Below are 21,955 nucleotides of genomic sequence, written 5' to 3'. Positions count from 1 at the left end.
CACAACAGAAGCCGCGGCGTATGGGTCCCTGCTCCCGTGCGCAATTGCGCACTAGGCAGGGACGACAGCGGAGTTGGTGACCGCTACTTGTCGCTCAAGACGTCGCCGAACAGCGCCCAGGACTTGCCGTCGAACCGCGCCATCTGGATTTGCCGGATCGGCGTCACATTGTCGGGCTCGGTCTGCACCTTGATGCCCGGCAGCAGCATCGGCAATTCGAGCGCCTTCAGATTGGTCGCCTGCTTGATGATGTTGTCGCGGCTGTAATCACCGTTGCAGTTCTTCAGCACCGCCGTCATGACCTGCGCCACCGTGTAGCCCTGCACGTTGAAGAGGTCGCCCGGGCTCGCATTCGGCTGGTACTTCTTCATCCAGGCCGCAAACTCCTTCTGCGCGGGATCGTCGGCCCAGCGCGGATCGGTCGGATCCTTCAGGTAGAGGCCGGTCACGACGCCGATCACGTTCTCGAGGCCGGCCGGCTCGAGCACCGCGGAGACGGAGTTGGAGACGGTCGGCAGGATGGTCAGCGGCTTCCAGCCCATGCTCGCCGCCTTGCGCAGCGCCTGGGCCGCGAATTTCGGCGTCGCCTCGGCGAAGAACACGTCCGCGCCGGACTCGCGCATCGTCACCATCTGGGAATCGATGGTGGGATCGGTCGTGAGATACGTGGTCTCCGCGACGATCTGGCCGACATGCTCGCCGAGCCCGTCCTTGAAACCCCTGAGATAGTCCTTGCCGGCATCCTCGTTCGGCGTGATGACGGCGATCTTCGCATCCGGCTTGGTCTTCAGGATGTATTTTGCGTAGAGCCGGCCTTCGAGCTCGTAGGTCGGATTGAAACCGACCGTCCACGGGAATTGCTTTGGATCGTTCCAGCGTGTCGCGCCGGAGGACACGAACAGCTGCGGCACGTGCTTGATGTTGAGGTACTTCTGCACCGAGATGTTCGGCGCGGTGCCGACCGCACTGAAGACCGCGAGCACCTCGTCCTGCTCGACGAGCTTGCGGGTCTGCTCGACCGTCTTCGACGGCGAATAGGCGTCGTCGAGACTCTCGAAGTCGATCTTGCGGCCGTTGATGCCGCCCTGATCGTTGAGCATCTGGAAATATGCGGCTTCGGCATGCGCGATCGTGCCGTAGGCCGACGCCGGGCCGCTATAGGGCGCGGTGTTTCCTATTCTGATCGCGGTGTCGGCTGCGATGGACGGCGAGATCGACGAGGCGGTGAGCGTGGTGACGGCGAGGAGGCCCGCCAGGCAAGAGCGAGTTGACAAGGGCATATCCTTTTCTTGGTTTTCTTGACGCGGCGCACCTTATCAATCGCGCCCGCGCAGGCAATCGCGAAGAAGACTGCAATGAGATTTCCGCATGCCGGCAATCGCATTCGCTCGCCGAGCATCGTGCGCTTTCAAGATCCGGAATGTTGCCGTGATGTTCATGATGTGAGCCTTCGATAGTCACGAAGGTTCACCGAGCAAGACTCGCATTCCGCGCGGCGGTGTGCGCCGCGCTCATGTCAGCGAGAACATGATCCTCAAGCCGCGACCGCCGCCGCGCGCGGGCTGACGACATATTCCTTCAGCACCTTGTCGGTGCCGTCGATTTCGGTCAGCGCGACGTCGTAGGACCACAGATCGGCGAGATGCTGCAGCACGCGCCGGGCATCGGTCTCGTTGAGCTGCGCGCCCTTCACGGTGGTGTGACGCAGCATCAGGCGGCGATCGCCGTCGAGATCGACATCCACGACCTCGATATTGGCGTCGACGAAGCCTACGTCGTATTGCCGCGCCAACTCGCGGCGGACCCGGCGGTAGCCGCGCTCGTCGTGGATCGCGTCGACCTTGATCCCCTGGCTTTCCGCGGGGTCGTCGTGCAAATGGAACATGCGGAAGCGCCGGATCAGCGCCGGGCTGAGGAACTGGTTGATGAAGCTCTCGTCGCGGTAGTTGCTCCAGATCTCGCGCAGCACGCCCTCGACGTCGCCCTTGCCGGCGATGTCGGGGAACCACGCGCGGTCCTCGTCCTCCGGATTTTTCACGATCCGCTCGATGTCCTGCATCATGGCGAAGCCGAGCGCGTAGGGATTGAAGCCGGAATAGCGGCGGTCGTCGAATTCGGGCTGGAACACCACATTGGTGTGCGACTGCAGGAATTCGAGGAAATTGCCGTCGGTGATCCGGCCCTGCTGATGCAGCCGGCTCATGATCCGGTAATGGACGTAGGTCGCGGTGCCCTCGTTCATCACCTTGGTCTGGCCCTGCGGGTAGAAATACTGCGCGATGTGGCGCACGATGCGGATGAGCTCGCGCTGCCAGGGTGCAAGGCGCGGCGCGGTCTTCTCGAGGAAATAGAGGATATTCTCCTGCGGCAAGCCGAGCAGCGCGCGGCGGCGCTCGGCCGTGAGCGTAGCCTTGCTCTTGGCCTTGGTGTTCGGCACCGTTCGCCACAAATCGTTGAACACGCTTTCCTCGTGCTGCCGGCGCTCGCCGGCCCGCTTCTCCTCGGCACGCAAATCGAGCGTCTTCTTTCCGGGATAGCGGTCGACACCATGCGACATCAGCGCATGCGCGGCATCGAGCGTTCGCTCCACCGTCTCGCGGCCATGGCGGTCCTCGCAGACCGAGATGTAGCCCTTGGCGAATTCCAGATAGTCGAGAATGCCGTCGGCGTCGGTCCACTGCTTGAACAGATAGTTGTTCTTGAAGAAGTGATTGTGTCCGAACGCCGCGTGCGCGATCACCAGCGTCTGCATCGTCGCCGTGTTCTCCTCCATGAGATAGGAAATGCACGGCGAGGAATTGATCACGATCTCATAGGCGAGGCCCATCAGGCCCTTGCGATAGGACGCTTCCTGGAACGCGAACTGCTTGCCGAACGACCAGTGCTTGTAGAACAGCGGCATGCCGACCGAGGAATAGGCGTCGAGCATCTGCTCGGCGGTGATCACCTCGATCTGGTTGGGATAGACGTCGAGTCCGAGCTCGGTGCGCGCGATTTTCTCGCAGGCGTCGTGGACCCGCTGCAAGGTCTGGAAATCCCAATCGGCGCCCTCGAACAGCCGTTCCCCGGAAGAACCCATCACGCTACACCCTTTCCTGCTTGCTGCGGCGCTTGAACAGGTCCTGGAACACCGGGAAGATCTCGCCGCGCTCACTCACCTTGCGCATCGACAGCGGCTCGCCCTCGTTGCGCAGGCGCTCATAGAGGGTCCAGAGCGAGGAGTCCGGCATGTCGAAGGTGTAGTTGGCGGCTTCGCCGACCTCAAGATAGGCGAAGAACTGGCAAACCGGCAGGATCTTGTCGGTCAGGAGGTGACCGGTCAGCGCGCTGTCGGAGGTCATGTTGTCGCCGTCCGAGGCCTGGGCGGCGTAGATGTTCCAGTCGGCCGGACGGAAGCGGGTGCGGACGATATCGTTCATCGCGACCAGCGCGCTCGACACCAGCGTGCCGCCCGACGCCGGTCCATGGAAGAACGTGTCCTCGTCGACCTCTTCGGCGCGGTCGGTGTGGCGGATGAACACGATCTCGACGTGCTTGTAGCGCCGCTTCAGGAACACGTAGAGCAGCATGTAGAACCGCTTCGCCAGATCCTTCATGTGCTCGGACATCGAGCCCGAGACGTCCATCAGGCAGAACATCACGGCCTGCGCCACCGGCTTCGGCACCGTCTCGAAGCGGCGGTAGCGGATGTCGATCGGATCGATAAAGGGAATCCGCTTGACCTTGGCCTTCAGCGCTTCGAGCAGCGTGAGCAGTTCGCGGCGGCGCGTATCGTCCTCGCATTCCGCAAGCTCGGCCTCGAGCGTCTCGATCTCGTCCTTGCGCGGCCGGCGCAGCGCCACACGCCGCGCCAGCGCCCGGCTCACCGTACGGCTGATCGAGATGTTGGCGGGCGAGCCCGATGTCGCATAACCCGCGCGCCGGAGGCCCTCGCTCTCGGTTTCCGCGAGCTTGCGCTTTTCAAGGTCGGGCAATTCGAGGTCGTCGAGGAAAAGGTCGACGAACTCCTCGCGGCTGAGCACGAAGCGGAAGGCGTCCTCGCTGTCGCCCTCGCCAGCGCCGGAGCCCTTGGCACCGCTCTGGTTCGGGCGCTGCAGCCAGTCGCCCTCGACGAACTTCTTGTTGCCGGGCAGCACCATGTCACGCGTGCCACCCTCGCGCCGGAACCGCGGCTCGTCCATGCCGTCCAGCGGGATCGTCACCTCGCCGCCCTCCAGGACATCCTTGATGTCCCGGTCCTGCGACGACTTCTTGACAGCTCCCTGCACCAGCGCCTTGGCGCGCCGCAGGAAGCGCTGGCGGTTCTCCAGGCTCTTGCTACCCGGATTCAACCGCCGATCGACGATATGCATGACCACGTTGCATCTGCCTCACGCCGGATGCGATCATGTCGCATCGCATTCTTATTGGACGGGACCGAACGAGACGGAAAGCCGCTGCCGGCTTTCCGGATCGCGCACTAGCCGGCCTGCTTCACCCGCATGTACCACTCGACGAGCCGACGGACCTGGCGCTCGGTATAACCGCGCTCCACCATCCGCTCGACGAACTCGCCGTGCTTCTTCTCGGTCTCGCCGTCCTTCTTGGAACCGAACGAGATCACCGGAAGCAGATCCTCGACCTGCGAGAATATCCGCTTCTCGATCACGTCGCGAACCTTTTCGTAGGAGGTCCAGCTCGGGTTCTTGCCATTGTTGTGCGCCCGCGAGCGCAGCGAGAACTTGACGACCTCGTTGCGGAAGTCCTTCGGGTTGGCGATGCCGGCCGGCTTCTCGATCTTGGTCAGCTCCTGGTTCAGGAGTTCGCGGTTCATCAGCTGGCCGGTGTCGGGATCCTTGAAGTCCTGATCCTCGATCCAGGCATCGGCGTAGTCGACATAGCGGTCGAACAGGTTTTGGCCGTAGTCGGCGTAGGATTCCAGATAGGCCTTCTGGATCTCGTTGCCGATGAACTCGGCATAGCGCGGCGCGAGATCGGCCTTGATGAATTCGAGATAGCGCTTCTCGGTCTCGTCAGGCAGCTGCTCGCGGCGGATCGCCTGCTCCAGCACATACATCAGGTGCACCGCATCGGCGCCGACTTCGGTGGTGTCATGGTTGAAGGTCGAGGCGAGCACCTTGAAGGCAAAGCGGGTGGAGACGCCGTCCATGCCCTCGTCGACGCCGGCCGCGTCCTTGTACTCCTGAACGCTGCGCGCCTTCGGATCGGATTCCTTGAGGCTCTCGCCGTCATAGACCCGCATCTTGCCGAACAGCGTCGAGTTCTCGTGCTTGCGCAGCCGCGACATCACCGAGAAGCGCGCCATCGTCTCCAGCGTCGCCGGAGCGCAAGGTGCTGCGGCAAGCTCGGAGCCCTGGATCAGCTTCTCGTAGATCTTCTGCTCCTCGGTGACCCGCAGGACGTACGGGACCTTGATGACGCAGATGCGGTCGATGAAGGCCTCGTTGTTCTTGTTGGTCTTGAAGCTCTGCCACTCCGCCTCGTTGGAGTGCGCGAGGATGATGCCGGTGAACGGGATCGCGCCGATGTTCTCGGTGCCGATGTAGTTGCCCTCCTGCGTCGCGGTCAGCAGCGGGTGCAGCATCTTGATCGGTGCCTTGAACATTTCGACGAACTCGAGCACGCCCTGGTTGGCGCGGTTGAGGCCGCCGGAATAGCTGTAGGCGTCGGGATCGTTCTGGGCGTAGGTCTCGAGCTTGCGGATGTCGACCTTGCCGACCAGCGAGGAGATGTCCTGGTTGTTCTCGTCACCGGGCTCGGTCTTGGCGACCGCGATCTGGCGCAGCCTTGAAGGCTGGATGCGCGCGACGCGGAATTGCGAGATGTCACCACCGAAGGCTTCGAGCCGCTTGTAGGCCCAGGGCGACATCAGCCCGCTCAGCCGGCGGCGCGGAATGCCGTACTTCTCCTCGATCATCGGGCCAAGCGTCTCGGGATCAAACAGCCCAAGCGGACTCTCGAACACCGGCGACAGCTCGTCGCCCGCCTTCAGCACGTAGATCGGATGAATCTCCATCAGCGCCTTGATGCGCTCGGCGAGCGACGACTTGCCGCCGCCGACCGGCCCGAGCAGGTAGAGGATCTGCTTGCGCTCTTCGAGGCCCTGCGCGGCGTGACGGAAGAAGCCGACGAGGCGCTCGATCGTATCCTCCATGCCGTAGAAGCCGGCGAAGGCCGGATACGACCTGATCGTACGGTTCAAAAAGATACGGCCAAGGCGTGGGTCCTTGGCCGTGTCGATCATCTGGGGCTCACCGATTGCCGCCAATAACCGCTCGGCCGCATTTGCATATCGCATCGGATCACTTCGACACGACTCCAAATACTCGGCCATCGACATGTCGGTCTGGCTTCGCGCTTCAAACGACCTTGCGAAGGCGTTGAACAAAGAATCGTTGTACATGATCCCTCTCTCCACGATATGTATCGCCGCACGACTGACACGAGTCGTAACAAGAGCGTCCTAGGATCGAATCAGCGTCGGCACGCTGGGTCTATTGGACACTCGACCGACTCAGTTCGGCAATGCACGGCGCGTGCAGCCTCTGCCTTATCAACAGGCAGGAAGCTTAATGGTTCATCAATATCCCCTTGTTTTTGGGGGTTGTAACCCCTTCGCCACATCCGTGGTTTACCGGGGCCCCGGCCTCCGAAGCGGATATCCGAGCGGGGCGACTTCCCCGTCCGGCGATGAACGTTGGGCTTCCCTGAAAAGGTGTGGCCGTCCACCCGTCGCGTCAAGATGCGCAGCTCACAGGCTGCATGAACAAACATTCAGACACCGTTGAACGTGCCTTCGTGTCGCCGCGACTAAGGCAACGAGCCCGCGCAGTTCCGCGCGGCACCATTGCCGCGCTTTAAAGATGACACCTTGGAGGCGCTGGCTATTCCCGAGGCGGTCGTGAAGCAGGCGTTCCTTGTTGTCGCACTCGCGGCCGCGGCCTGTACCGGCGCGCCGTTAACCGTCCAGGCGCAGGAAGGCGTCGACAAGGCAGCTGCGGCGGCCTTCGACAACAGGATGTTCGCCGGCCCGCCCGGCGCGAAAGCCTATGCCTGCTTTGTGCGGCGGTACGATGCAAATCATCTGGCGCACCATCCAAAGCAGAAGGTCAGCGCGATGAAGCTTCTGGTGGCAGCGGAAGACGCGCCGGAGGACAAGGCCACCAACTATTCATTCCGGCTCGGCGTCACATACCGCCACCGCTCCGGCAATTTCGACTCCAGCGGCTACTGCAATCACGTCATCGCGACCGAATCCGGACACGAAATACGCTTCGAATGCAGCGTGGATTGCGAGGGCGGCGGCATCACCGTGGCGTTATCCAGGGACAATAAGTCCGCCATTGCGCGCCTTGGCCGCATCTTGGTGTGGAATCGCAACAAGCCCGACGACGATGCGGGCGAAGCGCTGTTGGCCGGCGCCGACGACAAGATCTTTCGCGTCGATCGCGTGGACTTAGGCGAATGCGCCGAACTTGTGACCGACCGCAAGGAACTCGCCGCGCTCCGGCACAAATGATAGGTTTGCCCAAAGGGACAACACTGGGTCAACAATAGTTGCGCGAGGGACGCCATGCACCGACGCAGCATCCTGCGGGGCACCGTGTCGGCGATCGGCGCCGTCTTCGCAGCGTCACGAGCCGACGCCGCCACCGAAGCGCCGCCGCAAAAGCTGAAGGTGGTCTATCACTCGATGACCTCAACAAGGTCAATTTCGTGATCGGCAACATCCAGAACCATCTCGACGGCGTCGGCGGCCCCGGCAATGTCACGATTGCGCTGGTGGTGCACGGCCAGGCGCTGAAGGCTTTTCATTCAGCCGCCGCCAATCCCGACCTGTCAAAACATGTCAGGCAATTCACCAGGGATGGGATCGAGTTCGCCGCCTGCGGCAACACCATGAAATCGCAGAACATCGGCCTCGCCGACTTGCTCCCCGGCTTCGTCGCCGCCGTGCGCGGCGGGGTGGTCCGCCTCGCCGAGCTGCAATCCCAGGGTTACCTCTACCTGCGGCCTTGACCCGCGGTCCTGCGCCGCAACGCGTCATAAAAATGTGCCGAGATCAGGGTCTGCTCGGACCGCGTCCGAGGGGATCGAACTGTTGTGAATGGCGTTATCCCTTGGAAATGCTGATATTCCGCCCGGGGCTCCAGCCATGTTGACAATCCCCCTCCGCCCCCGAAAGCTGCCCGGGAACCCAAAAATCGACCGTCGATCGAACGAGAACAGGCACCCATGAACCCCGTCAAAGCACTCGAAAATCACCGCCAGGCCGTCTGGCTGGACTTCCTCGCCCGCGGCTTCGTCGCCAACGGCGACCTGAAGCGGCTGATCGAGACCGACGGCGTCAAAGGCGTGACGTCCAACCCCTCGATCTTCGAGAAGGCGATCGGCAGCTCGGACGAATATGACGGGGCGATCGGCAAGGCCCTCAAGAACGGCGACCGCTCGGTCGCCGACCTGTTCGAGCACCTCGCGGTCGAGGACATCCAGCACGCCGCCGACGTACTGCGCCCGGTCTACGACCAGAGCCACGGCGGCGACGGCTTCGTCAGCCTCGAGGTGTCGCCCTATCTCGCGATGGACACCAAGGGCACGATCGCGGAAGCCGAACGGCTCTGGAAGGACGTCCACCGCAAGAACCTGATGGTCAAGGTGCCGGCGACGCCCGAGGGCCTGCCGGCGATCGAGTACCTGATCGGCGAAGGCATCAGCATCAACATCACGCTGCTGTTCTCGCAGAAGGTCTATCGCCAGGTCGCCGAGGCCTATCTCAAGGGCCTGGAGAAATACGTCGGCAAGGGCGGCGATCCCTCCCATGTCGCGAGCGTCGCGAGCTTCTTCGTCAGCCGCATCGACAGCGCGGTCGACAAGCAGCTCGACGAGAAGATCGCGCGCGCCAACGATCCCTCCGAAAAGGAGCGACTTGCGGCCTTGAAGGGCAAGGTCGCGATCGCCAATGCAAAGCTCGCCTATCAGGACTACAAGCGGCTGTTCGCCGGCAGCCGTTGGGACAAGCTGACGGCCAAGGGCGCCAAGCCGCAGCGGCTGTTGTGGGCTTCGACCGGCACCAAGAACAAGGACTATAGCGACGTGCTCTATGTCGAGGAGCTGATCGGCCCCGACACCGTCAACACCGTGCCGCCGGCAACGCTCGATGCCTTCCGCGACCACGGCAAGGTCCGCGACAGCCTCGAGGAGAATGTCGAGGACGCCCGCCATGTGCTGGAGGAGCTGGAGAAGTCCGGCATCTCGCTCGATGCGATCACCGAGGAGCTGGTCAAGGACGGCGTCAAGCTGTTCGCCGACGCCGCCGACAAGCTCTACGGCGCGGTCGCCCACAAGCGCGCCACCTCGCTCGGCGGCGGCATCGACCGCCAGAAGCTCGCGCTCGGCGCCGCCATCGAGAAGGCGGTCGAGAAGAGCACCGAGGAATGGCGCGCCTCCGCCAGGATCCGAAGGCTCTGGCACAAGGACAAATCGGTCTGGACCGGCGACGACGAGGACAAATGGCTGGGCTGGCTCACCAGCGCGGCCACCGCGAACGTCGCCGACTACGAGGACTTCGCCCAGCGCGTGAAGGGGCAGAACTTCACCGACGCCGTCGTGCTCGGCATGGGCGGATCGAGCCTCGGGCCGGAGGTGCTGGCCCAGACCTTCCCGCACCGGTCCGGTTTCCCGCGGCTCCACGTGCTCGACTCCACCGATCCGGCGCAGGTGCGCGCGATGGAGGAGTATGTCGACATCGCAAGGACGCTGTTCATCGTCTCCTCCAAATCCGGCGGCACCACCGAGCCGAACGTGATGAAGGACTATTTCTTCGATCGGGTGGCGAAGGCGATCGGCAAGGATAAGGCCGGCCACCGCTTCATCGCGGTGACCGATCCAGGCTCATCGCTGCAGAAGGTTGCGATCAAGCAGGGCTTTGCCCGCATCTTCTACGGCGATCCGGCGATCGGCGGCCGCTATTCCGTGCTGTCGCCGTTCGGCCTGGTGCCGGCGGCCGCCGCCGGCATCGACGTCCGCAGCCTGCTCGGCCATACGCTCGCCATGGTGCGCTCCTGCGGTGCCGACGTGCCGCCGCAGGAGAACCCGGGCGTGCAGCTCGGGCTCGCGATGGGCATCGCGGGGCTCGAAGGCCGCGACAAGGTGACGATCTTCGCCTCGCCGGACGTTGCCGATTTCGGCGCCTGGGCCGAGCAGCTGATCGCGGAATCGACCGGCAAGGACGGCAAGGGCCTGATCCCGATCGAGGGCGAGACGATTGGCGAGGCGGCAGTCTACGACAACGACCGCTTCTTCATCGATCTGCGCACCGATAGCGAGAACGATGCCGCGCATGAGGCCAAACTCGCGGCGCTCGAGGCCGCCGGCCATCCCGTGGTTCGGATCGTGATGAAGTCGATCGACCATATCGGCCAGGAGTTCTTCCGCTTCGAGATCGCGACCGCGGTGGCCGGCTCGATCCTCGGCATCAACCCGTTCAACCAGCCCGATGTCGAAGCCGCCAAGATCAAGACCCGCGAACTGACGGCGGCGTTCGAGAAGACCGGATCGCTGCCGGCCGAACAGCCGGTGGTATCGGCGGACGGGGTCGATCTCTACACCGACGCGCAGAACGCGGAGGAGCTGCGCAAGGCCGGTGCGAACGGCGATCTCAATTCCTGGATCAAGGCGCACCTCTCGCGGTCCGGCCGCGGCGACTATGTCGCCCTGCTCGCCTATATCGAGCGCGACGGCGACACCATAGACGCGATGCAGGCGATGCGGCTGAAGCTGCGCGACGCAAGACACCTTGCGACCTGTGCCGAGTTCGGTCCGCGCTTCCTGCATTCGACCGGGCAGGCCTACAAGGGCGGGCCCGACAGCGGCGTGTTCCTGCAGGTCACGACCGACGATACGGAGGACCTGCCGGTGCCCGGCCAGAAGGCGAGCTTCGGTGTGATCAAGGCGGCGCAGGCGCGCGGCGATTTCGACGTGCTCACCGAGCGCGGCCGGCGGGCGCTGCGCGTGCACCTCAAGGGCGATCTCACCTCCGGGCTCGCGGCGCTCGATGCCGCGATCTCGGCTGCACTGAACTGACGGAGGCGAGGGATGCAACTCGGCATGATCGGCCTCGGGCGGATGGGCGGCAACATCGTCCGCCGCCTGATGACCCAGGGCCACACCACCGTGGTCTACGACAAGGATCCGAAGGCTGTCGCGGCGCTCGTCGCCGACAATGCCACCGGGTCCTCGTCGCTGGAGGATTTCGTCCTCAAGCTGGAGGCGCCGCGCACCGCCTGGGTGATGCTGCCGGCCGGCAAGATCACCGAAGCCACCATCGAGGCGCTGTCGAAGCTGATGCAGCCCGGCGACGTCATCATCGATGGCGGCAACACCTTCTGGCAGGACGACGTCCGCCGCGGCAAGGCGCTCAGGGAGCGCGGGCTGCATTACGTCGATGTCGGCACCAGCGGCGGCATCTGGGGCATCGAGCGCGGCTACTGCATGATGATCGGCGGCGACAAGAAGGTGGTCGACCGGCTCGACCCGATCTTCAAGACGCTGGCGCCCGGCATCGGCGACATTCCGCGCACCTCCGGCCGCGAGGGCCGCGATCCGCGCATTGAACAGGGCTACATCCACGCCGGTCCAATCGGAGCCGGGCATTTCGTCAAGATGATCCATAACGGCATCGAATACGGCCTGATGCAGGCCTATGCCGAAGGCTTCGACATCCTGAAGAACGCCAATATCGAGGCGCTGCCGCCGGAGCATCGCTTCGACCTCGACATCGCCGACATCGCGGAAGTCTGGCGGCGCGGCAGCGTGATCCCGTCCTGGCTGCTCGACCTCACCGCATCGGCACTGGCTCAGAACCACACGCTCGACAACTATTCCGGCTTTGTCGAGGATTCCGGCGAAGGCCGCTGGACCGTCAATGCCGCGGTCGACGAAGCCGTGCCGGCCGAGGTGCTGACGGCCGCGCTCTACACGCGCTTCCGCTCGCGCAAGGATCACACCTTCGCGGAGAAGATCCTCTCGGCGATGCGCGCAGGTTTCGGCGGCCACAAGGAGCCGCCGAAAAAAGCTTAAAAAGCGTTTTCAAGCGAAGTGGGCACCGGTTCGCGTAAAGAAAACGCGTCAAAACAAGAATCGAGAGCTCCGTTCCGATACAATCGGAACGGAGCTCTCGAGATAACCGCGGAAGGTCACGTGCAGAAGAAACCCGATCCTTGCTCCTTCATCATCTTCGGCGCCACCGGTGATCTGACGCACCGGCTGGTCGTCCCGGCGCTCTACAATCTCGCCGCCGGCAATCTGCTGCCGGACAAGTTCTGCGTCGTCGGCATCGCCCGCAAGGGCATGTCGAGCGACCAGATGAAGGACAGCCTGATGCAAGGGCTGCGCAAGTTCGCGACCCGGCCGCTCGATGAGGCGGTCGTCACGCGGCTGTTCGAATGCGTCACCTCGATCGAGGCCGATCCGAGCGATCCGCCCTCCTTCGATGCCATGAACGAACGGCTCGACAAGCTCGAGAAGGCGCGCGGCACCGGAGGCAACCGGCTGTTCTATCTCGCGACCCCGCCGAGAGCGTTCCTGCCGATCAGCCAGCAGCTCGGGCGCACCGGCATGCTGGAGGAGAACGGCGCCTGGCGCCGGCTGATCGTCGAAAAACCGTTCGGCACTGATCTGGCATCGGCCAAGGCGCTGAATTCAGCGCTGCTGAAGCTGATGGACGAGCACCAGATCTACCGGATCGATCACTATCTCGGCAAGGAAACCGTCCAGAACATCCTGGTGCTGCGCTTCGCCAACGGCATGTTCGAGCCGATCTGGAACCGCAACCACATCGACCACATCCAGATCACCGTGGACGAGAAGCTCGGCGTCGGTCATCGCGGCAGCTTCTACGACGCCACCGGCGCGTTGCGCGACATGGTGCCGAACCATCTGTTCCAGCTGCTGTCGCTGGTGACGATGGAGCCGCCGGCGCGCTTCGACGCCCATGCGGTGCGCTCCGAAAAAGCCGAGGTGCTGAGCGCGATCCAGACCCAGAGCGAACAGGAAGCGCTGCACAATTCGGTGCGCGGCCAGTATCGCGCCGGCCGGATCGGCGACACCGAGATCGAGGACTTTCTCAAGACGCCCGACGTCAGGCCCAACAGCTCGACCGAGACCTACGCCGCGCTGAAGCTAACCATCGACAATTGGCGCTGGGCCGGCGTGCCGTTCTACCTGCGCACCGGCAAGGCGCTCACCACCAAGCGCACCGAGATCGCGATCAAGTTCAAGCAGGCGCCGTTCGCGATGTTCCGCGATACCGCGGTCGACCGCCTGTCGCAGAACTACCTCGTCATCTCCACCGAGCCGACCGAGGGCATCGAGCTGCAGTTCAACACCAAGGTACCCGGCCCGACCATCAACATCGACGGCGTCGAGATGAAGTTCCGCTACAAGGACTACTTCAAGGCCGAGCCGTCGACCGGCTACGAGACGCTGATCTATGACTGCATGATCGGCGACAACATCCTGTTTCAGCGAGCCGACAGCGTCGAGGCCGGGTGGCAGGCGGTGCAGCCTTTCCTCGACGCCTGGAAGAGCGCCGGCAGCCGCGGCCTGCAGCCCTACAAGGCCGGCACCGAAGGCCCGGAGGCCGCCAACGCGCTGCTCACCCGCGACGGCCGCAGCTGGCGGAAGCTGGGCTGACATGACCGCGAGCCGCGAGCGCCAGATCATCACGGTCGCCGATCCGGCGGCACTGGCGCAGGCGGCCGCCGAGCGGATGATCGCCAGGATCGACCAGAACAGCGGCCGGATCGCCGTGTGCCTCACCGGCGGCTCCAGCCCCAAGGCGCTCTATCAGCTGCTGGCGACGCCGGACTATCGCCAAAGGATTCCGTGGGACCGCATCGACTGGTTCATCGGCGACGAGCGCCTGGTGCCGCGCAAGGACAAGCTGCACAACATGAGCATGGCGCGCCAGGCCTTCCTCGACCGCTGTGCGCCGGCCGCAAATGTCCATCCGATCGCGACCGACACCGCCGATCTCAGGGATCCCGACGTCAGCGCGGCGCTGTACGAGAACGAGCTGATGGCATTCTACGGCGCCGAACAGCTCGATCCGAAGCGGCCGCTATTCGACCTGGTGCTGATGGGCATCGGCCCCGACGGCCACACAGCTTCGCTGTTTCCGGGTTATCCCGCGGTCGAGGAAACGCAACGCTGGGTGGTCGGCGTGCCGAAGGCCAATGTCGAGCCGTTCGTTCCGCGCGTGTCGCTGACCCTGCCCGCGCTCGCCTCGTGCCGCGAGATGCTGTTCGAGGTGGCGGGCGAGAACAAGCGCGCGATCTTGACGCGCCTGTTCGCAGGCGAGAACCTGCCGGCAAACCGCGCGCGATCGCAGGGCGAGACCGTCTGGCTGATCGATCAGGCCGCGCTGCCGGAGGACTTTCGTGGGTGACGGACAAAACCCCTGCGCACTGGTCGTGATGGGCGTCTCCGGCTCGGGCAAGAGCACCGTCGCCGACCGCCTGGCGATCAGGATCGGCTGGCGCTTCGAGGACGGCGACAGTTTTCATCCGCCAAGCAATGTCGCCAAAATGCATTCGGGACAACCGCTCACCGACGAGGATCGCTGGCCCTGGCTGCGCGCGATCGCCGACGAGATCGACCGTACCTGCGGCGTTCGCGAACGCGCCGTCATCGCCTGCTCGGCGCTGAAGCGCGCCTATCGCGACATCCTGGTGCATGGCCGCGACGATATCCGCATCGTCTTCCTCGACGGCTCGCAGGAGCTGATCGCCACGCGGCTCGGCGCGCGCAAGGGCCATTTCATGCCGCCGGGGCTGCTCGCCAGCCAGTTCAAGACGCTGGAGCCGCCGACACCGGAGGAACGCCCGATCACGGTTGCGATCGACCGCCCGGTCGAAATCATCGTCGAAGACATCGTCACTCAACTGAAGCTGGACCGCCCATGACCCGCATCGCCCTTGTCGTATCCGATGTCGACGGCACGCTGCTCACCAAGGACAAGACCTTGACCGACGGCGCCAGGGCAGCGGTGCGCAGGCTGCATGAAGCCGGCATCGGCTTCACCATCGTCTCCAGCCGGCCGACGATCGGGATGGGTTTCCTGATTGCGCCGCTTGCGATCACGCAGCCAATTGGTGCCTTCAACGGCTCCTCGATCGTCGATCCGCAGCTCAAGCCCCTCGAGCAGCATTTGATCCCGGCAGCGGTCGCAAAACGCTGCATCGACATGCTGCACGAGCGCGGCGTCGATATCTGGCTGTTTACCAGCGATCGCTGGCTGACGCGCAACCCTGACGGCGAGTATACCGCCCACGAGCAGCACACGATCAAGCATGATCCGACCATCGTCGGCGATTTCGCTCCCTATCTCGACCAGGCCTGCAAGATCGTAGGCGCGAGCTCGGATGCAGCCCTGCTGCAACGCTGCGAGGCGGAGATGCAGCAGATGGTCGGCCGCGATGCCACCGCGGTCCGCTCGCAGACCTACTATCTCGACGTCACCCCGCCGGGACACGACAAGGGCACCTTCGTCGAGGGCATCGCGAAGCGCCTTGGCGTGCCGCTGGAGAATGTCGCCACGATCGGCGACATGCAGAACGATCTGCCGATGTTCGCTAGGAGCGGCGTCTCCTTCGCGATGGGCAATGCCAGCGATGACGTGAAGGCGCGCGCCACGCATGTCACCGAAACCAACGAGCACGACGGTTTCGCACGCGCGATGGACACGGTGTTGCAGCTTCGCTGAGGCGTGCGGACGATCGCCCCACCCGTGATCGAGCGCGGGCCCCAGCGTGATCGCCGCTTGCACGATTTCGGAATATTGGAAATATACTTCTGATTTGCCCGACATGTCAAGTTGACTCGTCGAACGCCGGCAGCGGCTCCTTTGCATGGGGTTGTTTTCGATATTTTGGCAGCGCGCACCTGCGGCGGTCCCGCAAGCGGAAGACAGAGGGCGGCATCGCCGCGGTCGCGGGTTCAACTTAACTTCATCGCGCTTTAGGTCGACCGCTGCACCGCGGGCTTCTCGGCGTCGGCCCTGGCGGCGCTGAGATTGTGCGCGGTGTTGATCAACGCGATATGGGTCAGCGCCTGCGGGAAATTGCCGGCCTGCCGGCCGGCGCCGGAATCGAACTCCTCGGCCAACAGTCCGAGATCGTTGGCGACCGCGACCACGCGGTCGAACATGGTCTGCGCCTTGTCGACATCTCCCGCCAGCACATGAGCGTCGGCAAGCCACAGGCTGCAGGCCAGGAACGCGCCCTCGATCGGCTGGATCTCATCGGACACCTCGCGCGGATCGTGCCGCAGCACGAAGCCGTCGCGCATCATGTGCCGCTCGACCGCGTCGATCGTGCCGCGGATGCGCGGATCGGCCGGCGGCAGGAAGCCGACCGACGGCAGCAGCAGCAGGCTGGCGTCGAGCAGCCTTGAGCCATAGCTCTCGACGAAACTGTTGAGGTCAGGGTCGAAGCCGCGTTGGCAGACGTCGCGATGAATGGCCTCGCGCAGCACCCGCCATTTGACCAGCGGCCCCTTGAAACCGAACCGCTCCGCGCTCTTGATGGCGCGGTCGAAGGCGACCCAGCACATCACCTTGGAGAACACGTAGTGTCTGGGAGTGCCGCGGCGCTCCCAAATGCCGTGATCCGGCTGATCCCAGACATCGGCGAGATGGGTGACGACGGTACATTCCAGCGACCAGTTCTCTTCGTCGAGCTTCAGCTTGGCCATGCGGGACTGGTGGAAGGCGTCGATCAGCTCGCCATAGACGTCGAGCTGAAGCTGCGCATGCGCGGCGTTGCCGGCGCGTACCGGCTGCGCCCCTTCATAGCCGGACAGCCACCCGGCCTCCCATTCCAGGAGGCGCCGCTGGCCCAGGATGCCGTACATGATCTGCATGTTGGCCGGCGCGCCGGCTGCGGCCCGCAGCAGCCAGTTGTGCCAGGCCGCCGCTTCCTCGGTGTAGCCCGAATTCATCAGGGCCAGCAGCGTAAAGGTGGCGTCGCGCAGCCAGCAGAACCGGTAGTCCCAATTGCGCGCGCCGCCGAGCTTTTCCGGCAACGACGTGGTGGGTGCCGCGACGATGCCGCCGGTCGGCCTGTAGGTCAGCGCCTTCAGCGTGATCAGCGAGCGTATCACGAGGGCGCGTTGATAGCTGCCGTCATAGGTCGAACGGCTGCACCATTCCCGCCAATATTCCTCGGTGTCCTTCAGCGCAGCCTCAGGGTCGATCGCCTCCGGCACCGGGTGATAGGACGGTCCATAGGTCAGGACGAACGGCACGGTGTCGCCCTCGCCGACCTCGAAATCGGCGTACGTGGTCAGGTCCTTGCCGCGGGTTTCGACCGGCGTGCGCAGCACGGTCATGTCCTGCCCGCTGATCGCCAGAAGTCCGTCGCCATCCGGATTCTTCCGCACCCAAGGGACATCGACGCCGAAGCCGAAGCGGATCACCAGCTCCATGCGCATCTTGACGCGGCCGCTGATGCCGCGAACGAGGCGGACCACATCGGAGGCGTTGCCGCGCGGCGGCATGAAATCGATCAGCGCGGCCGCGCCGCCTTCGGTCTCGAACCGGGTCTCCAGGATCAGCGTATCGTCCCAGTAGCGCCGCGCGGTCTGCCTGATCTCGCCGGCGGGCGCCAGCAGCCAGCGGCCATTCCTCGACGTGCCAAGCAGCGCCGCGAAGCAGGGGTCGGAATCGAACGCGGGCCAACACAGCCAGTCGATCGAGCCGTCGCGGCCGACCAGGGCTGCGGTCTCGCAATCTCCAATCAGCCCATAGTCTTCGATACGAGAGGCCACGCGCTGCGCTCCGCGTTACCCGGTGTGCGAGCGCTCGCGGGTCGCGCGCTTGAGCGCGTCGACGTCGATCGCCGACGCGAGATGCTCGATCGAGACCGGGAGCCGCCGCTTCCAGTTCGGATGCTCGTAGACGGTGCCGGGGATGTTCGGCTGCTCGACAATGCCGAGCAGGTCCTCCATCGACACCGCCATCATCCGCGACCGCGTCCGTGCCAGGAAGCTCGCCACCGAATAGAAATCGTTGGCGTGGATGTCGTGCCGGCGCAGCACGTCGTCGAGCTGGCCGAGCGCGTGCCAGCGGCCCTCGTCGGTCTCGCCGGGATCGATCCCGAGCGCACGCTTGGTCTTGAGGTCGCTGAACGAGCGCCAGCCCGCATAGGTCGAGAGGTCGTGGGTGTTGAAGGTCACCAACGCATCCGGCAAATAATAGTCGGCGTTGCGGAAGACGCCCTGGTCGTCGGTCTCGAACATCATCACGAGATAGGACCAGATGCCCCAGCCGTTCATCTGCTCGCGGAACCCCGGAGGTACGGTGCCGAGGTCCTCGCCGATCACGACGCAGCGGCTCGCCACGCTCTCCTGCGCGGTCGCCGCCAGCAGCGCCTCGAACGGCATCAGCACATAGGCGCCATTGGCCGGCCCGAAGCCGCGCGGCACCAGATAGAGCCGCTTCAGCCCGAACGCGTGGTCGAGCCTGATCGCGCCGGCGTGGCGCATCGAGGCGCGCAGCATCTGCCTGAACGGCTCGAACGAGCGCTGTTCAAGGCCCGCGGCATTGAAGCCGGCAAGCCCCCAGTCCTGGCCCGCCGTGTTGAGCGGGTCCGGCGGCGCGCCGACGCCGAGATGGCGCGAGATGGCGGTCTGCTCATTCCAGGCGTCGAAACCGTCCGACTGCACGCCGACGGCAACGTCGAGATAAAGCCCGACCCGCATGCCGAGCTTGTGCGCAAGCGCCTGGCAGGCGCCGAGTTGACGGTCCGCGGTCCATTGCACGAATTCGACGAACTCGACCTCGGCGGCGGAGTCGCGCGCACGGCGCAATTTGGCGCAAGCTGCATCGCTCGGCTGCCGCCATTCGTCCGGCCATTCCCACCACGGCGTGTTGAATTTGTGCCGCATCACCTCGAAGCAGGCGAAGCGCGACAGCAGTGTGCCCTGCTCGTTGCGATAGGCCTCGAAATCCTGCCAACGGCCGAGGCCGGGATTGGCCTTGAAGGCCGCGAACGCCGCGCGCAGCGCGGGCCATTTCTGCGCGGCGACGCCGACATAGTCGACCATGTCGTGGCTGCGGAGTTGTGCCAGCGCGGCCTTGGTCTCGGCGTCGACGCGGAATTCGGGAATCTGCTCGACGTCGATGTAGAGCCCATTGAGGAACAGCCGGCTGTTCGGCGAGTACGGGCTGCAATCGCCGGGCCGATCGTCGAACAGCGCATGCAGCGGATTGAGCCCGACGCCGTCGGCGCCGAGCCGGTGGGCGAATTCGAGCAGGTGCTGCAGGTCGGTGAAGTCGCCGATGCCCCAGTTGCGCGCGGACCGCACGCCGTAGAGCTGGACCGCGATCACCCAGCAGCGGTCGAACTCGCCGCCGAACGCGCCGTGCGGCGCCACCAGCAGCGGCAGCTCCTCGCTGGCGCCCGATGCGTCCGACAGTTGCAGCCGATGCACGCCTTCGGGCAGACCGGACGGCCACGTCACACTTCGCTCACGCGCCTCGCCCTGCGCGAGCACCCCGGTGCCATTCGCAAGCTTCCATTGCACCGGAAGCCGGGCAACCTCCGAGAGTTGCGTTTGCGCGGCCCGGCCGCCTCTGATCACCACGGGATCGGCGATGATCCGACGGGGCGCCTGCGGCGGCAGCGCGTCGAGGATCGCCGTGAGCGCCTCGGGGGTTGTCACACGGCGGTGACCGCTGCCATCGATATACTCGGTCTGGATTCCCAGGGTCTGGGCTTTGGCGTAAAGGTCCATTCGGCACGCTGCCTGCTCGCAACGGTAGGTGTATCGTTGCTAAATTGTACAGATAAGGGAAAGGGATAGTTGATGTTCAACGCTCTACCCTATCCGGCGTTCCCACCGGGAACCATTGCCCGGCGAGCGGCTTTCTATATGGGTCTGGCGCGCCTCCTTCCCGGCGCCGGGACGTCATTTGCATTTTTAATGGCGGCATCACCGTGAACAAAACCCTCCGGCCTGTCGAGAGCGCCCATGGCACTTTTCATATCACCGATGTCTATCCGTCGGTTGATGGCGGCCGCTTTCCGGTCAAGCGCATTGTAGGCGAACCTGTCGAGGTGTGGGCCGACATCTACCGTGCCGGACATGACGTGATATCGGCGGCATTGGTGTGGCGGCGCGAGGGCGACGGCGAATGGCAGGCCGCGCCGATGACGCCGCACAGCGACGACCGCTGGGGCGGCGCCTTCGTGCCCGACAAGCCCGGCCGCTACGCGTTCGCGATCGAGGCCTGGACCGATGAATTCGCCAGTTGGCGGCATCGTTTCGAGCAGAAGGCGCGCGATGGCAGCGACCACACGCTGGACGCGCTCGAAGGCGCGGGCATGCTGACCCAGGCGAAGGCCGGCAGCCCGGCGGCGGCGGCCGTTATCATCAGGCAGTGCGAGATCTTTCTGCAGACCGGCGAACCAGGCGCGCTGCTCGCGCCCGAATTGCGGGAGGCGATGGCCGGCAGCCAGTTTCGCCGCGATCTGATGCGATCGCAGCTCTACCCCCTCACCGCGGACCGCCCGCGGGCACGCAACGGTGCATGGTACCAGATGTTTCCGCGCAGCCAGGGCAAGGCACCGGGCATGCATGCAACCTTCAACGACTGCATCGCGCGGCTTCCCGACATCGCCGCGATGGGCTTTGACGTCGTCCTGCTCGCGCCGATCCACCCGATCGGCCGGCAGCACCGCAAGGGCCGCAGCAATGCCGCGATCGCACAGGCGGGCGATCCCGGCAGCCCTTATGCGATCGGCGCAGCCGAGGGCGGCCACGACGCCGTGCATCCGGAACTCGGCACGCTCGACGACTTCCGCGCCTTCGTGGCGGCATGCCAGGCGCATGGCCTCGAGGTCGCGCTCGATTTCGCCGTGCAGTGCTCCCCCGATCATCCCTGGCTGAACGAGCATCCAGACTGGTTCAAGCGGCGCCCGGACGGATCGATGCACACGGCCGAGCATCCACCGCAGCGCTGGGATGATGTGGTCAATCCGGATTTTGGGTCCGAAGACGCCGGCGCCTTGTGGCGCGCGCTGCGCGACGTCGTGCTGTTCTGGGTCGAGCAGGGCGTCAGGATCTTCCGGGTCGACAATCCGCACACCAAGCCGCTGGCGTTCTGGGAATGGCTGATCCGCGAGGTGCGGGACCGCGACGCGGACGTGCTGTTCCTTGCGGAAGCCTTCGCGCGCCCGAAACTGATGAAGGGCCTCGCCAAGCTCGGCTTCACGCAATCCTACAGCTATTTCACCTGGCGGACGCAGCGCTTCGAGCTCGAACAATATCTCGGCGAGTTGACCTCCTATCCCGAGCGTGACTTCTTTCGGCCGAATTTCTTCGTCAACACACCGGACATCCTGCCCTTCCACCTGCAAAGCGGCGAATCCTGGATGTTCAAGTCGCGTCTCGCGCTGGCCGCGACGCTTTCAAGCAGCTATGGCATCTACAGCGGCTTCGAGTTGCTCGAGCACACGCCGGTCCCCGGCCGCGAGGAATATCTCAACTCCGAGAAGTACGAGATCAGGGTTCGCAACTGGGAGCAGCCGGGGAACATCAAGCCCTATGTCGCGGCTCTCAACCGGATCAGACGCGGCAATCCGGCCCTGCAACAATTCGCCAATTTGCGCTTTATCAGTGTCGATGACGGCGGCGTGATCGGTTTCATCAAGGAAGCGGTCGATCAGAGCAATGTGATCGCGGCCGCGATTGCATTGTCAGCCGAGCTGCGTGAGGTCTGGCTGCCGCTCGGCGACGTCACGGTCGGCCGTGGCGATGCCCGCCGCCCCGTCTCGGCAGTGGAAGACCTTGTCACCGGCGAGCGCCACGCGCTCGAATGGGGAGGCATCCGCCTACGTATCGATCCTGCGCGCGATCCCGCGTTGCTGCTACGCTGTATCGCCTGAAGGAGCCG

General features: G+C 64.5%; 14 protein-coding genes and 1 pseudogene. 9 read left to right on the top strand and 6 right to left on the bottom strand.

Annotated elements, in window-relative coordinates:
* Positions 1-83: 83 nt before the first annotated feature.
* The 4 genes from AC1VNY_RS02525 to AC1VNY_RS02510 form a co-directional block, all read right to left on the bottom strand.
* Entirely contained in the window at positions 84-1,280 is a 1,197-nt protein-coding gene (locus tag AC1VNY_RS02525; protein ID WP_482403978.1) for an ABC transporter substrate-binding protein, read from the bottom strand.
* A gap of 254 nt (positions 1,281-1,534) precedes the next feature.
* Positions 1,535-3,079 (bottom strand): SpoVR family protein, encoded by a 1,545-nt coding sequence (locus AC1VNY_RS02520; protein WP_482403977.1) that lies wholly within the window; start codon positions 3,077-3,079, stop codon positions 1,535-1,537.
* Between the two features lie 4 nt (positions 3,080-3,083).
* Entirely contained in the window at positions 3,084-4,352 is a 1,269-nt protein-coding gene (locus tag AC1VNY_RS02515; RefSeq protein ID WP_482403976.1) for a YeaH/YhbH family protein, read from the bottom strand.
* Positions 4,353-4,459: 107 nt separating this feature from the next.
* Entirely contained in the window at positions 4,460-6,403 is a 1,944-nt protein-coding gene (locus AC1VNY_RS02510) for a PrkA family serine protein kinase (RefSeq protein ID WP_028342433.1), read from the bottom strand.
* A gap of 468 nt (positions 6,404-6,871) precedes the next feature.
* Here AC1VNY_RS02510 and AC1VNY_RS02505 point away from each other — a divergent pair, with 468 nt between their 5' ends.
* The 8 genes and pseudogenes from AC1VNY_RS02505 (at position 6,872) to AC1VNY_RS02470 (ending at position 15,763) form a co-directional block, all read left to right on the top strand.
* A complete protein-coding gene (locus tag AC1VNY_RS02505) occupies positions 6,872-7,519 on the top strand; it encodes a hypothetical protein (RefSeq protein WP_482403975.1) in 648 nt (215 codons plus the stop codon).
* Between the two features lie 54 nt (positions 7,520-7,573).
* Positions 7,574-8,019, top strand: a pseudogene (locus tag AC1VNY_RS02500) (DsrE family protein).
* Positions 8,020-8,235: 216 nt separating this feature from the next.
* Positions 8,236-11,082, top strand: coding sequence for a bifunctional transaldolase/phosoglucose isomerase (locus AC1VNY_RS02495; RefSeq protein ID WP_482403974.1), 2,847 nt, complete (start codon positions 8,236-8,238; stop codon positions 11,080-11,082).
* Positions 11,083-11,094: 12 nt separating this feature from the next.
* Positions 11,095-12,078: a phosphogluconate dehydrogenase (NAD(+)-dependent, decarboxylating) gene (gene gnd, locus AC1VNY_RS02490; RefSeq protein WP_482403973.1), complete on the top strand. Its 984-nt coding sequence runs from the start codon at positions 11,095-11,097 to the stop codon at positions 12,076-12,078.
* 120 nt (positions 12,079-12,198) lie between these two features.
* Positions 12,199-13,692, top strand: coding sequence for a glucose-6-phosphate dehydrogenase (gene zwf, locus AC1VNY_RS02485; RefSeq protein ID WP_482403972.1), 1,494 nt, complete (start codon positions 12,199-12,201; stop codon positions 13,690-13,692).
* Position 13,693: 1 nt separating this feature from the next.
* Positions 13,694-14,446 (top strand): 6-phosphogluconolactonase, encoded by a 753-nt coding sequence (pgl, locus tag AC1VNY_RS02480; RefSeq protein WP_028342438.1) that lies wholly within the window; start codon positions 13,694-13,696, stop codon positions 14,444-14,446.
* Positions 14,447-14,474: 28 nt separating this feature from the next.
* Positions 14,475-14,963 carry a gluconokinase gene (locus AC1VNY_RS02475; protein ID WP_482404027.1) on the top strand — a complete coding sequence of 163 codons (489 nt, stop codon included), beginning with the start codon at positions 14,475-14,477 and terminating at the stop codon, positions 14,961-14,963.
* Entirely contained in the window at positions 14,960-15,763 is an 804-nt protein-coding gene (locus tag AC1VNY_RS02470) for a Cof-type HAD-IIB family hydrolase (protein ID WP_482403971.1), read from the top strand. Before AC1VNY_RS02475 ends, AC1VNY_RS02470 begins: the two co-directional genes overlap by 4 nt.
* Before the next feature lie 254 nt (positions 15,764-16,017).
* Here AC1VNY_RS02470 and AC1VNY_RS02465 read toward each other — a convergent pair whose 3' ends face one another.
* Complete coding sequence (locus AC1VNY_RS02465; RefSeq protein WP_482403970.1) at positions 16,018-17,826, bottom strand: glycoside hydrolase family 15 protein; 1,809 nt, start codon at positions 17,824-17,826, stop codon at positions 16,018-16,020.
* A gap of 15 nt (positions 17,827-17,841) precedes the next feature.
* Positions 17,842-19,794, bottom strand: a complete 1,953-nt coding sequence (gene malQ, locus AC1VNY_RS02460) for a 4-alpha-glucanotransferase (RefSeq protein WP_482403969.1) — start codon at positions 19,792-19,794, stop codon at positions 17,842-17,844.
* A 203-nt stretch (positions 19,795-19,997) separates the two neighbouring features.
* On the opposite strand from malQ, the gene AC1VNY_RS02455 reads away from it, so the two are divergent.
* Positions 19,998-21,947, top strand: a complete 1,950-nt coding sequence (locus AC1VNY_RS02455; RefSeq protein WP_482403968.1) for an alpha-1,4-glucan--maltose-1-phosphate maltosyltransferase — start codon at positions 19,998-20,000, stop codon at positions 21,945-21,947.
* Positions 21,948-21,955: the final 8 nt, after the last annotated feature.

The organism is Bradyrhizobium ferriligni (assembly GCF_056837965.1).
The sequence above is the reverse complement of the archived record's forward strand: the minus strand, read 5'-3'. Positions and strand labels throughout refer to the sequence as shown.

What these genes read in the sequence shown, in the direction of transcription:
- AC1VNY_RS02470 (WP_482403971.1), top strand. Translation starts at nt 14,960, where the DNA reads ATGACCCGCATCGCCCTTGTCGTATCCGATGTCGACGGCACGCTGCTC.
- malQ (WP_482403969.1), bottom strand. Translation starts at nt 19,794, where the DNA reads ATGGACCTTTACGCCAAAGCCCAGACCCTGGGAATCCAGACCGAGTAT.
- AC1VNY_RS02515 (WP_482403976.1), bottom strand. Translation starts at nt 4,352, where the DNA reads ATGCATATCGTCGATCGGCGGTTGAATCCGGGTAGCAAGAGCCTGGAG.
- AC1VNY_RS02475 (WP_482404027.1), top strand. Translation starts at nt 14,475, where the DNA reads ATGGGCGTCTCCGGCTCGGGCAAGAGCACCGTCGCCGACCGCCTGGCG.
- AC1VNY_RS02495 (WP_482403974.1), top strand. Translation starts at nt 8,236, where the DNA reads ATGAACCCCGTCAAAGCACTCGAAAATCACCGCCAGGCCGTCTGGCTG.
- AC1VNY_RS02525 (WP_482403978.1), bottom strand. Translation starts at nt 1,280, where the DNA reads ATGCCCTTGTCAACTCGCTCTTGCCTGGCGGGCCTCCTCGCCGTCACC.
- pgl (WP_028342438.1), top strand. Translation starts at nt 13,694, where the DNA reads ATGACCGCGAGCCGCGAGCGCCAGATCATCACGGTCGCCGATCCGGCG.
- gnd (WP_482403973.1), top strand. Translation starts at nt 11,095, where the DNA reads ATGCAACTCGGCATGATCGGCCTCGGGCGGATGGGCGGCAACATCGTC.
- AC1VNY_RS02510 (WP_028342433.1), bottom strand. Translation starts at nt 6,403, where the DNA reads ATGTACAACGATTCTTTGTTCAACGCCTTCGCAAGGTCGTTTGAAGCG.
- AC1VNY_RS02520 (WP_482403977.1), bottom strand. Translation starts at nt 3,079, where the DNA reads ATGGGTTCTTCCGGGGAACGGCTGTTCGAGGGCGCCGATTGGGATTTC.